At 70.4% G+C, this 14,072-nt stretch carries 16 protein-coding genes and 1 tRNA gene; 8 read left to right on the top strand and 9 right to left on the bottom strand.

Going from position 1 to position 14,072, the window contains the following annotated elements; translation table 11 throughout:
• Window positions 1–333 (bottom strand): hypothetical protein (locus AC3WRT_RS13705; RefSeq protein WP_492722753.1); only part of this gene is annotated, 333 nt, incomplete at its 3' end.
• Window position 334: 1 nt separating this feature from the next.
• Here AC3WRT_RS13705 and AC3WRT_RS13700 point away from each other — a divergent pair.
• From AC3WRT_RS13700 to AC3WRT_RS13680, 5 genes are all read left to right on the top strand, one after another.
• Entirely contained in the window at window positions 335–493 is a 159-nt protein-coding gene (locus tag AC3WRT_RS13700) for a hypothetical protein (RefSeq protein ID WP_492722751.1), read from the top strand.
• Window positions 494–683: 190 nt separating this feature from the next.
• Window positions 684–1,412 carry an amino acid ABC transporter ATP-binding protein gene (locus AC3WRT_RS13695; RefSeq protein WP_492722761.1) on the top strand — a complete coding sequence of 243 codons (729 nt, stop codon included), beginning with the start codon at window positions 684–686 and terminating at the stop codon, window positions 1,410–1,412.
• A 70-nt stretch (window positions 1,413–1,482) separates the two neighbouring features.
• Entirely contained in the window at window positions 1,483–2,325 is an 843-nt protein-coding gene (locus AC3WRT_RS13690) for a glutamate ABC transporter substrate-binding protein (RefSeq protein WP_492722749.1), read from the top strand.
• 89 nt (window positions 2,326–2,414) lie between these two features.
• Window positions 2,415–3,092 (top strand): amino acid ABC transporter permease, encoded by a 678-nt coding sequence (locus AC3WRT_RS13685; RefSeq protein WP_492722748.1) that lies wholly within the window; start codon window positions 2,415–2,417, stop codon window positions 3,090–3,092.
• Entirely contained in the window at window positions 3,089–4,018 is a 930-nt protein-coding gene (locus AC3WRT_RS13680; RefSeq protein ID WP_492722746.1) for an amino acid ABC transporter permease, read from the top strand. Before AC3WRT_RS13685 ends, AC3WRT_RS13680 begins: the two co-directional genes overlap by 4 nt.
• A 69-nt stretch (window positions 4,019–4,087) precedes the next feature.
• Here AC3WRT_RS13680 and AC3WRT_RS13675 read toward each other — a convergent pair.
• The 4 genes from AC3WRT_RS13675 to AC3WRT_RS13660 form a co-directional block, all read right to left on the bottom strand.
• Window positions 4,088–4,160: transfer RNA gene (locus AC3WRT_RS13675), tRNA-Asn, on the bottom strand.
• A 107-nt stretch (window positions 4,161–4,267) separates the two neighbouring features.
• The gene (locus AC3WRT_RS13670; protein WP_492722745.1) at window positions 4,268–4,786 is read right to left on the bottom strand and encodes a hypothetical protein; all 519 of its coding nucleotides are present in this window, start codon (window positions 4,784–4,786) and stop codon (window positions 4,268–4,270) included.
• On the bottom strand, window positions 4,786–6,717 hold the full coding sequence (gene dnaG / locus AC3WRT_RS13665) for a DNA primase (RefSeq protein ID WP_492722743.1): 1,932 nt from the start codon (window positions 6,715–6,717) through the stop codon (window positions 4,786–4,788). Before dnaG ends, AC3WRT_RS13670 begins: the two co-directional genes overlap by 1 nt.
• A 51-nt stretch (window positions 6,718–6,768) precedes the next feature.
• Window positions 6,769–7,998, bottom strand: a complete 1,230-nt coding sequence (locus AC3WRT_RS13660; RefSeq protein ID WP_492722742.1) for a deoxyguanosinetriphosphate triphosphohydrolase — start codon at window positions 7,996–7,998, stop codon at window positions 6,769–6,771.
• A 116-nt stretch (window positions 7,999–8,114) separates the two neighbouring features.
• Here AC3WRT_RS13660 and AC3WRT_RS13655 point away from each other — a divergent pair, with 116 nt between their 5' ends.
• Window positions 8,115–8,246: a hypothetical protein gene (locus AC3WRT_RS13655; protein WP_492722741.1), complete on the top strand. Its 132-nt coding sequence runs from the start codon at window positions 8,115–8,117 to the stop codon at window positions 8,244–8,246.
• Window positions 8,247–8,258: 12 nt separating this feature from the next.
• Here AC3WRT_RS13655 and AC3WRT_RS13650 read toward each other — a convergent pair whose 3' ends face one another.
• A complete protein-coding gene (locus tag AC3WRT_RS13650) occupies window positions 8,259–8,897 on the bottom strand; it encodes a YdeI/OmpD-associated family protein (protein WP_492722739.1) in 639 nt (212 codons plus the stop codon).
• A 45-nt stretch (window positions 8,898–8,942) separates the two neighbouring features.
• Between AC3WRT_RS13650 and AC3WRT_RS13645 the strand changes: the two genes are divergently transcribed.
• A complete protein-coding gene (locus AC3WRT_RS13645; protein WP_492722738.1) occupies window positions 8,943–9,647 on the top strand; it encodes a hypothetical protein in 705 nt (234 codons plus the stop codon).
• Window positions 9,648–9,650: 3 nt separating this feature from the next.
• Here AC3WRT_RS13645 and dusB read toward each other — a convergent pair whose 3' ends face one another.
• Together dusB and AC3WRT_RS13635 are read right to left on the bottom strand one after the other, a co-directional pair.
• The gene (gene dusB, locus AC3WRT_RS13640) at window positions 9,651–10,883 is read right to left on the bottom strand and encodes a tRNA dihydrouridine synthase DusB (RefSeq protein ID WP_492722759.1); all 1,233 of its coding nucleotides are present in this window, start codon (window positions 10,881–10,883) and stop codon (window positions 9,651–9,653) included.
• A gap of 30 nt (window positions 10,884–10,913) precedes the next feature.
• Window positions 10,914–11,642 (bottom strand): alpha/beta fold hydrolase, encoded by a 729-nt coding sequence (locus AC3WRT_RS13635; RefSeq protein WP_492722737.1) that lies wholly within the window; start codon window positions 11,640–11,642, stop codon window positions 10,914–10,916.
• 26 nt (window positions 11,643–11,668) lie between these two features.
• Between AC3WRT_RS13635 and AC3WRT_RS13630 the strand changes: the two genes are divergently transcribed.
• A complete protein-coding gene (locus AC3WRT_RS13630; RefSeq protein WP_492722735.1) occupies window positions 11,669–12,697 on the top strand; it encodes a sulfurtransferase in 1,029 nt (342 codons plus the stop codon).
• On the opposite strand, the gene AC3WRT_RS13625 is transcribed toward AC3WRT_RS13630, so the two are convergent.
• Window positions 12,606–14,000, bottom strand: a complete 1,395-nt coding sequence (locus AC3WRT_RS13625) for a glycine--tRNA ligase (protein ID WP_492722733.1) — start codon at window positions 13,998–14,000, stop codon at window positions 12,606–12,608. The genes AC3WRT_RS13630 and AC3WRT_RS13625 overlap by 92 nt on opposite strands.
• Window positions 14,001–14,072 lie beyond the last annotated feature (72 nt).

Genomic DNA, 14,072 nt, shown 5'->3' with positions numbered 1-14,072 from the left:
GCCGCCCACGACGTCGGCGAGCTCGCCCACCGGCACCCCGACGAGCCGGCCCTCCACGACGAAGCCCTGGACTGGCACGCCCAGCGCCGGAACGCCGAGCACCGGAACCCTGGGCTCCACCCCGACGAGCGCTCCCAAGCCGCCGACCACGAAGCCGTCGCCGAGCTCTAGCACTTCAACTACTCCGCCCCCGGCTACAACGACCACCACGGCCCCGGCGACGACCACCACGGCCCCAGCAACGACCACGCCTCCCCCGACCACGACGGCACCGAGCACGACGGCGAGCTCGCCCTCGAGCTCGACCCAGCCCACGCCCAGCCAGACGGCCACGGTGACCACCACCGCGACCCAGGTCCTCGCGACTGCGAGCCAGGTCGCCGCTGCGAGCGAGGCGGCGGCCTGCTCGGCCACCGACTCCACCGGTCAGAACGCCCCGGCCACCCAGAACGGCGCGACCTGCACCGACCCCAGCAGCGCACCGAAGCCCTAGGCGTCGGCAGCGGTCGGCAGCGGCGGCTGACGGGCACGAGAGCGCCGCAGAGACGGCTCACCGCTTACGATTCGGGCACGCCCGGGGGGCAGGGGTGTATGACACCCGCCTGAGCCGATAGGTTTCGCGGATGGACGACGTGAAACCCGATACCGCGGTGCCGACCGACCAGGACACGCCTCGTGACCCCATGGTCGTCATCGAAGCCGTCAACAAGCACTTCGGCGACCTGCACGTGCTCCGCGACATCAACCTCACTGTCGGCAAGGGCGAGGTCGTCGTCGTCCTGGGTCCCTCCGGCTCCGGCAAGTCGACGCTGTGCCGTGCCATCAACCGCCTGGAGACCATCGAGTCAGGGACGATCTCGATCGACGGCAAGGCCCTTCCCGAGGAGGGCAAGCCGTTGGCCCAGCTTCGCGCGGACGTGGGCATGGTCTTCCAGTCCTTCAACCTCTTCGCGCACAAGACGATCCGCGAGAACGTGACGCTGGGACCCGTCAAGGTGCGCAAGAAGTCCAAGTCGGAGGCCGACCAGCAGGCCGCGGACCTCCTCGAGCGGGTCGGGGTCGAGGCCCAGGCCGACAAGTACCCTGCACAGCTCTCAGGCGGTCAGCAGCAGCGCGTGGCCATCGCCCGGTCGCTCGCCATGGGCCCCAAGGTCATGCTCTTCGACGAGCCGACCTCGGCCCTCGATCCGGAGATGGTCAACGAGGTCCTCGACGTCATGGTCGGCCTCGCCAAGGAGGGTATGACGATGATCGTCGTGACCCACGAGATGGGGTTCGCCCGCAAGGCCGCGGACCGGGTCGTCTTCATGGCGGACGGGCAGATCGTCGAGGTCGGCACCCCGAAGGAGTTCTTCACCAACCCCAAGAGCGAGCGCGCCAAGGACTTCCTCGGCAAGATCCTCACCCACTGAAACACAGCACCGACGGACAGGGACGGCGGACACCACCGTGCGCCGTGAACCACTCAGGGAGGAACACCACATGAACTCACGACGCATCAGCGTGGCGGTCGCCGCGACGGCACTCGCCGTGTCGCTCGCCGCCTGCGGGTCCGGCCAGCCCAGCGCCGGGGCAAGCGGAGGCGGAGGCGGCGACAACGGCCTCAAGATCGGCATCAAGTTCGACCAGCCCGGCCTCGGACTGAAGAAGGGCAACGAGTACAGCGGCTTCGACGTCGACGTCGCCAAGTACGTCGCCAAGGCGCTCGGCACGTCCGAGGACAAGATCACCTGGGTGCAGGCTCCGAGCGCCCAGCGCGAGACGCTGATCCAGACCGGTCAGGTCGACTTCGTCGTCGCGACCTACTCGATCACCGATGCCCGCAAGGAGAAGGTGGGCTTCGCCGGCCCGTACTTCGTCGCAGGCCAGGACCTCCTCGTGCGCTCGGACGACTCCTCGATCACCGGACCGGACAGCCTCAAGGGCAAGAAGCTCTGCTCCGTCACCGGATCGACCTCCGCCCAGAAGGTCAAGGACAAGTACCCGGAGGTGCAGCTGCAGGAGTTCGGCACCTACTCCGAGTGCCTTCCGGCTCTCCAGACCGGCGGCATCGACGCCGTCACGACCGACGACACGATCCTCGCGGGCTTCGCTGCCCAGGAGCAGTACAAGGGCAAGTTCAAGGTCGTCGGCAAGCCGTTCTCCCAGGAGAACTACGGCATCGGGCTGAAGAAGGGTGACGCTTCGATGTGCACCAAGATCACCGACGCCATCAAGAAGATGATCAGCGACGGGTCGTGGCAGAAGTCGCTCGACGCCAACCTCGGTCCGGCCGGATACAAGCCGGGCGCGGGCAACCCGCCCACGCCGGCTGCCTGCTCCTGATCACCTCGCCACGCGCGGACCGCGGGTCGCTCACGTTCCGGCGACCCGCGGCCTGCGCCGGCCAGAGCCCTTGTGCGTGAAGGAGGGACATGCTCGACATCCTCGAGAAGTACAGCATCCTCGCTGCGTTCTGGATGACCATCAGGCTGACGTTCTTCGCTGCGATCGGCGCGTTCGTCATCGGCACCATGCTGGCGATCATGCGCGTGTCGCCGGTCGCCGTGCTCCGTCGGCTGGGCACCCTGTACGTCAACGTCGTCCGCAACACCCCGCTGACCCTGATCATGTTCTTCGCGCTCGCGGGGATGCGCTTCGTGCTCGAGATCAGCCTGGCCGACCCGAACTCGCCGACCTCCGTGCAGGACAACGCGATCCGTTGGGCCATCGTGGCGCTGGCCGTCTACCACGCGGCATTCGTCTGCGAGGCGATCCGCAGCGGCTTCAACACCGTCTCGATCGGGCAGGCAGAGGCGGCGCGCTCCATCGGCCTGACCTTCGGGCAGAGCCTGCGTGAGGTCGTTCTCCCGCAGGCCCTCAGGGGTGCCATCGCCCCGCTGGGGTCGGTCCTCATCGCCCTGACCAAGAACTCGACGGTCGCCTCCATCATCGGCGTGGCCGAGGCCTCCGCACTGATGAAGACGATCTTCGAGAACGAGACGGCGAGCTTCACGGTCTTCTTCCTCTTCGCCCTGGGCTTCGTGATCCTGACGCTCCCGGTGGGCGTGGTGTTCACGTCCATGTCGCGCCGACTGGCGGTGAAGCGATGAGCGCCCAGAACGTCCTCTTCGACGCCCCGGGCCCCCGCGCCCGGCGTCGACACGCGATCCTGACCGGCTTCGGGGTGCTGCTGGTCCTGGCGGCACTCGGTGCGGTGCTCTGGAAGTTCCAGCAGCAGGGCCAGCTGACGGCCGAGCTCTGGTCGCCCCTGGTCCAGCCCGATGTCTGGACGTCGTATGTCGTCCCCGGCCTGATCAACACCCTCAAGGCCGCCGCCGTCTCCATCGTCGGCTCCTTGGTGTTCGGCGTCCTGCTCGGGCTCGGGCGCCTCGCACAGGGGTCTGTGATCCGGTGGGTCAGCGGCATCGTCGTCGAGTTCTTCAGGGCGGTCCCCGTCCTGCTGATGATGTACTTCCTCTTCCAGCTGTTCGCCTTCAACAACATCTTCGTGTCGACGCTCAACTCCTTCATGGCGGTGGTGATCGCCCTGACGCTCTACAACGGGTCGGTCATCGCCGAGCTGGTGCGTTCCGGGGTTCACGGGCTCCCGTCCGGGCAGGGTGAGGCCGGCCTGTCGATCGGCCTGACGCCGTCGCAGACGCTCCGTTCGATCCAGCTGCCCCAGGCCCTGACGGCCATGCTGCCGGCCCTGGTGAGCCAGATCGTCGTCATCCTCAAGGACAGCGCCCTGGGCACCGCGATCACCTATCCGGAGCTGTTGCAGAACCTGCGCGACGTGGGCACCGCGTACGCCACCGTCATCCCGGCCTATGTCCTTGCCGCCGCGCTGTTCATCGCGCTGAACTACGGGCTGACGGTGCTCGCGGGACGTCTCGAGCAGCGGCTCAGCCGCCGTGGCCGCGGCCCGCGCAAGACAGGACCTGCCGCGGGAGTCACCGGTGCCAACACGCTTGACACGCCCTCCGACGGGATCGGTGGCAGAGGGATGCACACCGGCGACGCCAACCAGCGCTGACGGGGCACTCCCGAGCCACCTGCACAAAGGGCCCCGACACCACTGGTGTCGGGGCCCTTCTGTGCTGTGCTCCCCCGATTGGACTCGAACCAATAACCTGCCGGTTAACAGCCGGCTGCTCTGCCAATTGAGCTACAGGGGAATGCTGCTCGGAAACCATAGCAGTGGGACCGGGCCGACACTAAATCGGGGCCGGGACCCTGCTGCCGGCCGATTCAGACACCGCCCGGACCCTCGCTTCCGGCGGCCTCACAACCCGACCTCCGCGCGCAGACGAGCCATCCGCTGGTCCGCCTCCCGCGCCACCTGCGGGTCGCTGAGGTCGGCCCCCTTGCCCGCGATGATCTGCTCGACCAGCTCACCGGTGGCCAGGTCCTGGCGGATGACGACCCGGACGGTGCGGCGTGACGCGGTGCGGAACTCGTCCGACAGCACGACGCTGGCCTGGAGCCGCTCCCGCAGGGCCTGCTGCAGCAGGGACGGCTCGGTCAGCCGCCACCGGCTCGGTGGGCCGCGATCGACCCACGTGACGGTCAGCTCCGACGACTCGCCCTGCCAAGTGCCGGACTCGGCCTCATGCCACGGCCGGCGCCAGACCGCGGTGCCGTCAGGGCCGACGAGGACCAGGTGGTGGGTGGTCGCAACGACGTGGGCGCCGCTCGCCTCGTCGCGTGCCCAGGCGAGCACCTGCTCGCCGCCGTCGAGGCGCACGGCGGCACGGACGTCCGCGGGTAGTGCTGGTCGGCGGCGCCGGTCGAAGAGCGCCATCAGCCCATCCCGGCCTTGATCGCGGCGAGCTCACGCTGCAGCGTCTGCAGCTGGATGCCGAGCTCGCGGGTGCGTTCGGGCGCCGGCGTCTCGGCGTGGTCGAGGCGGCGCATCTCGCTCATCGCGTCGGCGATCTGGCGTGTCAGCGCGATGGTGCGCACCCGGTCGAAGAGCTCGTCGACGTAGCGGGAGGTCGGTAGGCCGGTGTTGGGGTCCATCCGCGTCGGCAGTGTGTCGACGGCCAGCTCGCTGACGAGACCGGCGACGGGCGAGGGCGCGGCCTCCGTGACGGCCGAGGTCCAGGAGCGCGCGTTGCCCTTGTCGCCGGAGTGGTGGGCGATGCGGATGCCGTCGAAGACCGCGCGGTGGGCGGGCGCCGAGAACGCGTCGGGAGTGAGCAGGTCGATGGCGCCGGGCTTGAAGACTGTCGGGAACTGGAGCAGCACCTGGAGCAGCTGTCGCTCGGCGAGCACCACGGGGTCGCGCCGGTCGGGCATCGGCATCGCGCCGGCCTCGGCAGGCCCCGGCTCCCCCTCGTCCCGGGTCGGCCGCCCGTTCCGGTCGGCGCGGTCGGCGCGGGCGTCCTCGTCGACCTTGAGCTTGCCGGCGCGCGAGACCTCGATCGCGACCTGCTCGACGTCGAGCCCGAGCATGCCGGAGACCTCGCGGGTGTACTCCGGCCGCAGCGACTGGTCGCGGATCGACGCCACGATCGGCGCCACGGCGCGTACCGCCTGGATGCGGCCCTCCGCCGTCGCGACGTCGAAGCGCTTGATCGTCGTGCGCACCGCGAACTCGAACATCGGCACGGCGTCCTCGATGAGGGCCTGCACGGCCGGGTCTCCCCCGGCCTGACGCAGCTCGCACGGGTCCTTGCCGGACTTCTCGACGGCGACGAACGACTGCGAGGTCCACTTCTCGTCGTCGGCGAAGGCACGCATTGCGGCCTTCTGCCCTGCGGCGTCGCCGTCGAAGGTGAAGATCACCTTGGCGGGAGCCAGCCCCGCCTCGTCGCGCATGAGCCGCCGCAGTGTCTTGATGTGGTCGGCGCCGAAGGCGGTGCCACACGTGGCGACCGCGGTCTCGACGCCGGCGAGGTGGCAGGCCATCACGTCGGTGTAGCCCTCGACGACGACGGCCTGCCGCCCTTGTGAGATCTTCTTCTTCGCCAGGTCTAGCCCGTAGAGCACGGTCGACTTCTTGTAGATCGGGGTCTCGGAGGTGTTGAGGTACTTCGCCTCGATGCGGTCGTCGTCGAAGATGCGGCGGGCGCCGAAGCCGACGGTGTCGCCGGTGATGTCGCGGATCGGCCAGACGAGCCGGCCGCGGAACCGGTCGTAGAGTCCGCGTGAGCCGCGCCCGGCGATGCCGCCGGTGACGAGCTCGTCATCGGTGAAGCCCTTGGCGCGCAGGTGGCGTACGAGGTCCTCTCCCCCACGCGGGGCGAACCCGACGCCGAACTGCTTGACATGCTCGCTGTTGAAGTCGCGGGCCCGGAGGAAGTCGCGGGCCGCGCGGGCGGTCTGGCTCCCGAGCAACAGCTCGCTGTAGTACTCCTCGGCGACGCGGTGGGCCTCGACGAGGCGGCTGCGCCGCCCGAGCCCCTCCTCGCGCGGGCGCGCGCCGTCCTCGTAGCGCAGCTCCATGCCCAGCTTCTGCGCCAGACGCTCGACGGCCTCGGAGAAGCTGAGGTGGTCGACCTTCTGGATGAAGGAGATGACGTCGCCGCCCTCGCCGCACCCGAAGCAGTGCCAGGCGCCCACAGCAGGTCGGATGTTGAACGACGGCGTCTTCTCGTCGTGGAAGGGACACAGGCCCTTGAGCGAGCCGGGGCCGGCGGAACGGAGGGTCACGTGCTCGCGCACGACGTCCTCGATGGACGACCGCGCCTTGACCGCCGCGATGTCATCGCTGTTGATCAGCCCAGCCATCTGCCTCCTGTCGCTGAGCGTGATCCTAGTTCGTCGGTGCCGGGCTCCTCGTCACCGGCACCACCGACCGTGGAGCGCGAGGGCGCGCACGTCGGTCAGCGAGGCGACCTGGTCGACGATGACCCGTAGCCGCTCGCTGTCGTCGGCGGCCGCGTCGTGGTCGGCGCGGAAAGCCACGTCGAGGCGCTCCTCGGGCGATGCGGCATACGCCTCCACCAGCGCCCGCACGACGTCGCGCTGCGCGGACATGACGCTCAGGCGCTCCTCGGTGGTCATGACGAAGTGGTTGGCGATGGCCTTGAGCACCGAGCACTCGGCGCGCGTGTCGTCGGGGACGACCAGGTCTGCCGCGAAGCGGCACAGCTCCCCGGGCCCGTGGCGCTCGCGGGTCGCCTGCTCCACCGACAGGACGAAGTGCCCGATGAGCTGGCTCGTCATGTCCTTGAGCCGGGCGAGGTCGCTGCGCGAGCCGTCGTATGCCGTCGGCACCGTTCCCGACGCGAGGATGCGTTCCAGCGCGGCCCCCAGCGCATCGACGCCCAGGTCGGGCGCGTAGCTGCGCCCGGCGACCTCGATGACGTCGGCCATGTCGCGGGAGTGCAGCAGGCGCGGCTCGATCCAGCCGGAGGCGATCGCGTCCTCGACGTCGTGGACCGAGTAGGCGACGTCGTCGGACCAGTCCATGACCTCGGCCTCGAGGCACCGCACGCGTGGCTCGGCGCCCTCCCGGATCCAGTAGAAGACCGGGAGGTCAGAGGGGTAGACGCCGAACTTGCCCGTGCCGCCGGGGCCGTCGCCGCGCGCCCACGGGTACTTCGTCGTCGCGTCGAGACTTGCCCGCGTCAGGTTGAGTCCCGCGGACGTCCCGTCGGGATGGGCGCGCTTGGCCTCGAGCCTCGTGAGCAGCCGCAGCGTCTGGGCGTTGCCCTCGAATCCCCCGATCCTGCAGGCGATCTCGTCGAGCACCGTCTCGCCGTTGTGGCCGAACGGGGGGTGCCCGAGGTCGTGCGCCAGGCACGCGGTGTCGACGACATCGGCGTTGCAGCCGAGGGCAGCGCCGAACTCGCGGCCGATCTGCGCGACCTCGAGCGAATGGGTCAGGCGGTTGCGCACGAAGTCGTCGTGGCCCGGTGCAAGCACCTGGGTCTTGGCGGCGAGCCGGCGCAGCGACGAGGAGTGGACGACCCGAGCCCGGTCGCGGGCGAAGTCGTCGCGGTCGGCGCGCTTCTGGGCAGGGTCCTCCGCGACCCACCGCTCACGGTCCCGACCCTCGTAGCCCACAGCGGAACTCTAGGCGCCCGTCCCTCTCTGGCGACGTCGCGCCGCACCCAGGCCGCGGCCGAGGGCGCATACTTCAGGGATGGAGCCGGTCAGGCTTCCAAACTCAGGAGCGCGCCATGGGCGACAAGTCACCGAAGTCCCACATGTCCACGAAGGCCCGGTCACTCAAGGAGAAGCGCGCCGACAAGCACGCCAAGGCGGCGAGCAAGGACCACGTCGAGATCATCCCGCCCAAGGGCAAACGCTGATCTCGTGACGGCTCAGCCGAGCTCGGCCTGCATCCGTCGCACCCAGGCCGGCTCGGTGCCGTAACGCTGCGTCTTGATCAGGCGCAGGTTCGCGCAGTCCTCGACGAGCTCTGCCATGCGCTTGTCTCGGGTGACCTCCTGCTTGGCCGTCAACACCCAGTTCGTGGCGACCTTGCGGTAGGAGGCCGTCGCTCCGTCCCAGAAGGCCGCCGCGCGGGGGTTGGCCCGCAGCCGCTCCTCGTAGTGATCCGGCCAGGTGAGGTCGCGGTTCTCGTAGGCGTAGACGCCGGACCGGTCCTCGCGTCGCCTGGCGAACGCCGCCAGGCCGGCGGGTCGCATGCGCCCCGCGGCCGTCAGCTCTGCCACGGCGTTGATGTTGACGGTGCTCCAGTTGCTGCCGGGCTTTCGCGGCGTCCACCGTTGGCGCACCGTGTCGTCGTCGATGCGCTGCGCCATGGAGTCGATCCAGCCGAAGCAGAGGGCCTCCCGCACGGCGTCGGCCCACTCCAGCCCGCGCGGCTCGACATGCTTCTTGTTCAGGCCCATCCACAGCTCCGGGGCGCTCTCGTGGTTGGCCTCCAGCCAGGTGCGGAAGTCCTCGGCGTCGTCGAAGAAGATCGCCGGCCGCTCGGCCGATCCGCCTTGTCGCATGCCCCGATCCTGCCAGCGCCCACCGACGGCTGGAAGGATCGTGCCGTGACCGACCGGATCCTTCTCGCTGCCCGCAACAACGCTCTCTGGTGCGATGCCGTGGCCCGCTCCCACGGGGTCTCGTGCACCACCGACGACGTCGCGTGGACCGCGTCGACCCGCACGCCGCCCTACTACCCCGACGCCGTCACCCTCTCGCCGGAGGCCGGCGAGTACGACGTCCTCGCCCGGGTCGACGACTCCGACGGCTGCTCCGTCAAGGACTCCTGGGCGCGGCTCGACCTCTCGATGGAGGACTTCGCGCGCCTCGTCGTCGGCGAGTGGGTCTGGCTCGACCCGGCCACCCCGACGCCCCCCGGTCCCGGCACGCGGTGGCGGCGCGTCACGTCGCCGGACGAGATGGCCGGGTGGGTGCGGTCCTGGGCCACCGACCCCGACGCCGAGGCGATCCTGCGGCCCACCCTGCTCGAGGAGCCGGGCGTGCACGTCCTGGCCGCGCGTGCCGCCGACGACCCCGGCTCGCCCGTCGTCGCCGGTGCGATCCTCAACGTCACCGGCGAGGTCGCCGGCCTCGGCAACGTCTTCTCCCGCGACGGTGACCACCAGGGGGCGTGGCGGGCGGCGGCAGCGGCTGCGCGCGAGCTCGCCCCCGGCACGCCGCTGGTCAGCTGGGAGGCCGGTGCGGGACTCGACGCGGCCGTCGCCGCGGGGTGCGAGCGGATCGGCCCGATGAGCGTCTGGTTGAAGTGAGGCTCAGCCGCCGCTGACCGACAGCTCGGCCTCGGCGATGGTCCGCCGGTGCTCTTCGGACAGCTCACGGGACTCGAGCCAGCGGTCGGGCAGGGCCACGGTGCGCGCCGAGCCGGCGCGTCCGCGCTGGCCCTCCGCGGCCTCACCGGGCCAGGGCACGTCGGGGTCGAGCGTCGCGAGCAGCGTCTCGAGTGAGGCCATCGAGTCGACGAGGGCGAGCGAGTTGCGGATCGTGGAGCCGGCCGGGAAGCCCTTGAGGTACCAGGCGATGTGCTTGCGGATGTCGCGGCACGCGCGCTCCTCCTCGCCGTAGAAGTCGCAGAGGTAGGCCGTGTGCTTCCGGAGTGTGTCGGCGACCTCCCCGAGCGTCGGGGTCACCCGCGCCGCGGTGCCGGCGAAGGCCGTCGCGAGGTCGGTGAAGAGCCACGGCCGGCCGAGGCAGCCGCGGCCGACCACGACGCCGTCGCACCCGGTCTCACGGACCATCCGCACGGCGTCCTCGGCCGACCAGATGTCGCCGTTGCCGAGGACCGGGATGCTCGTCACCGTCTGCTTGAGCATCCGGATGGCGTCCCAGTCGGCGGTGCCGGAGTAGGACTGGGCGGCCGTGCGACCGTGCAGCGCGACGGCTGCAACGCCCTCGGCCTCGGCGGTCAGCCCGGCGTCGAGGAACGTCAGGTGGTCGTCGTCGATGCCCTTGCGCATCTTGACCGTGACGGGGATGTCGCGCTTGGCGCCCTCCTCGACGACGGCGCCGACGATGGCCTTGAAGAGGTCCTTCTTCCACGGCAGCGCGGAGCCGCCGCCCTTGCGGGTGACCTTGGGCACGGGGCAGCCGAAGTTGAGGTCGATGTGGTCGGCGCGGTCCTCGGTGACGAGCATCCGGGCGGCGGCGCGAGCGGTCGCCGGGTCGACGCTGTAGAGCTGGATCGAGCGGGGGTTCTCGTCGGGGTCGTGCTCGATGAGCCGCATCGACTCGGGGCTGCGCTCGACGAGCGCGCGTGAGGTGATCATCTCGCTGACGTAGAGGCTCGTCGCACCGGATGCGCCGCCGCGGGCAGTCCCCTCGTTGCCGTACTCCCGGCACAGGCGCCGGAACGCCCGGTTGGTGATGCCGGCCATCGGCGCGAGGACGACGGGCGACTCGATGACGTGACGGCCGATGCGCAGCGGGGGCAGCACGGCACCCGGCGTCGTCGCGGGGGCGGCCTCACCGGCCTGCGTCACGGGGGTCATCACATCGGTCACGCGCCCGATTGTCCCCGATCAGCGGCCGTCAGCCGAATCCGCGACACCGCGGGCGAAGCGGAGCAGGGCCTCGGCGAAGGCCTCCGGCTGGTCGAGATTCGAGAAGTGGCCGGCCCGCCGGATGATCTCGACGCGGGCGCTGGGGCAGGCCCGCCGGAAGGCGCCCGCACCGACACGGAACTGGTCGAACTGGCCGTTGAGCAGCAGCACCGGACAGCGCACGGGAGCGAGCATCGACGGCCGGCAGTGCGCCATGACGTCGCGCCACGCCGCCGCGGTCGGGGCGAAGAAGTAGCCCCCGGCGATGACCGGGTCGATCCGCTCGGCCGGGTAGAGCCGGTGGAGCACCCGGTCGTTGACCCGCGTCATCCGCTCCGGCCCCAGCCGGTCGGTCAGGGCCGCCACACCTCGGTAGAGCGCGGCGCCCGGCCCGGTGGGTGTGGCGCTCGCGCCGGCCAGGACGAGCCCGTCGAGCGCGTCGGGGTGGGCTGCGGCATACGCCATCGCGGCGTAGCCGCCGAGCGAGTGGCCGAGGAGTACGACCGGCGAGCCGGGCGGCACGGCCCGGACGGCCTCGTCCACGACCTCGACGCAGCGGGCCAGGGTGAACGCCTCGGCGACCCGCGGTCCGTGGCCGGGAAGGTCGACGAGCGTGACATCGACGCAGTCGCGCAGGAGCGGCAGCTGTGGCGTCCACTGGGTGCTGGAGAGCCGCGAGCCGTGCACGAGGACCAGGTGAGCACGCACAGGAGCGAGGATGCCACGATGGCCCGGTGACCCACCTCATCAGCGCCGCTCAGCTCGCCCAGGAGATCGAGGAGCTCGTCGTTCTCGACGTGCGCTGGGCCCTCACGACCGCGAACTCCCCAGCCGGCCGGGAGGACTACGAGGGCGGTCACGTGCCGGGTGCCTTCTTCGTCGACCTCGACACCGAGCTGGCGGCTCCGGCCGGTGACGGCGGGCGGCACCCCCTGCCCGACGCCGCAGTCGTCGAGCGCCTGCTACGCCGGGCCGGCATCAGCGGACACAGCCGCGTCGTCGCCTACGACGGCAAGGAGTCGTATGCCGCGGCGCGGGCGTGGTGGGTGCTGCGCTGGGTGGGCATTCCCGACGTCCGCGTGCTCGACGGCGGGTATGCCGCCTGGCTCGCGGCCGGGCTGCCCGTCTCGACCGAGGAGCCCGCGGACCGGCACGGCGACGTGGAGGTCCGCCCCGGTCTGCTGCCGACGCTCGACGCGGCCGGCGCGGCCGCACTCGCCCGCGAGGGCCTGCTCCTCGACGCGCGCGAACCGGAGCGCTATGCCGGCGAGACCGAGCCCATCGATCCCGTGGCCGGCCACATCCCCGGCGCCGTGAACAGCCCGACGACCTCCTGGCTCAGTGGCGACGGGACGTTCCGCCGCGACCTCGGCGAGCACTGGGCGCACGTGGTGGGCGGTCGTGATCTGGGCAGCGAGCCGGTCGGCGTCTACTGCGGGTCGGGGGTGACCGCCGCCCACGAGGTGCTCGCGCTCACCGAGCTCGGGGTGGACTCGGTGCTCTACCCCGGGTCCTGGAGCGAGTGGATCCGAGACCCGTCGCGCCCGGTCACAACGGGGCCGGATCCCGGTGTGTTGCGACCTGCTCGGTGTGTTGCGGAGGTCAAGCCAGCGGTATGCCGCCCGCCCGGGTGGGCGGACGGCATACGTCAGCGGTGGCTCGGAGCGATCGTCAGCAGCCGACGAGGCGCTGCGCGAGGTAGCCCTCGACCTTGTCGAGCGCCACCCGCTCCTGGGCCATCGAGTCGCGCTCGCGGATGGTGACCGCGTGGTCCTCGAGCGTGTCGAAGTCGACCGTGATGCAGAACGGCGTGCCGATCTCGTCGTGGCGGCGGTAGCGCTTGCCGATGGCGCCGGCGTCGTCGAAGTCGATGTTCCAGTGCCGACGAAGCCCGGCGGCGAGGTCGCGGGCCTTGGGCGAGAGGTCGGCGTTGCGCGACAGGGGCAGCACCGCAGCCTTGACCGGCGCCAGGCGCGGGTCGAGACGCAGCACGACGCGCTTGTCGACCCCGCCCTTGGTGTTGGGCGCCTCGTCCTCGTGGTACGCGTCGACGAGGAAGGTCATGAGCGAGCGCGACAGGCCGGCTGCCGGCTCGATGACGTAGGGGGTGTACTTCTCGCCGGTCTGCTGGTCGAAGTAGACGAGGTCCGTGCCCGAGTGCCTCGAGTGGGTGGACAGGTCGAAGTCGGTGCGGTTGGCGATGCCCTCGAGCTCGCCCCACTCGGAGCCGGCGAAGTTGAAGCGGTACTCGATGTCGACGGTGCGCGTCGAGTAGTGCGAGAGCTTCTCCTTGGCGTGCTCGTAGTGGCGCAGGTTGTCGGGGTTGATGCCGAGGTCGGTGTACCAGCGGGTGCGCTCGTCGATCCAGTACTGGTGCCACTGCTCGTCCTCGCCCGGCTTGACGAAGAACTCCATCTCCATCTGCTCGAACTCGCGCGTGCGGAAGATGAAGTTGCCGGGCGTGATCTCGTTGCGGAAGCTCTTGCCGGTCTGGGCGATGCCGAAGGGCGGCTTCTTGCGCGAGGCCTGCATGACGTTGTTGAAGTTGACGAAGATGCCCTGGGCCGTCTCGGGGCGCAGGTAGTGCAGCCCGGACTCGTCCTCGATGACGCCGAGATAGGTCTTGAGCATCATGTTGAACTCGCGCGGCTCGGTCCACTGGCCCCTGGTGCCGCAGTCGGGGCACACGATGTCGCTCATCGGGATGGAGTCGGGGTCCTCGATGCCCTTCTTCTCCGCGAGCGCCTCCTGGAGGTGGTCCTGGCGGCGGCGGCGGTGGCAGGAGAGGCACTCGACGAGCGGGTCCGTGAAGGTGCCGACGTGACCGGAGGCCACCCACGTCTCGCGCGGGAGGATGATCGAGGAGTCGAGGCCGACGACGTCGTCGCGGCTCGTGACCATGGCCTTCCACCACTGGCGGCGGATATTCTCCTTGAGCTCGACGCCGAGGGGGCCGTAGTCCCAGGCAGACCTGGTGCCTCCGTAGATCTCACCGCTCGGGAAGACGAAGCCCCTGCGCTTGCAGAGGCTGACGACGGTGTCCACGGTGGATGTCTGCTTGGCCATGCGAACAGGTTATCGGGCGGGCGCCACCGCTTTTGCCACGCGTCCGGGGTATGCCGCGGCGTCCCCTAGGCT

The organism is Terrabacter sp. FW104-15G4B (assembly GCF_058790095.1).
This window is presented reverse-complemented; position numbering and strand designations above follow the sequence as displayed.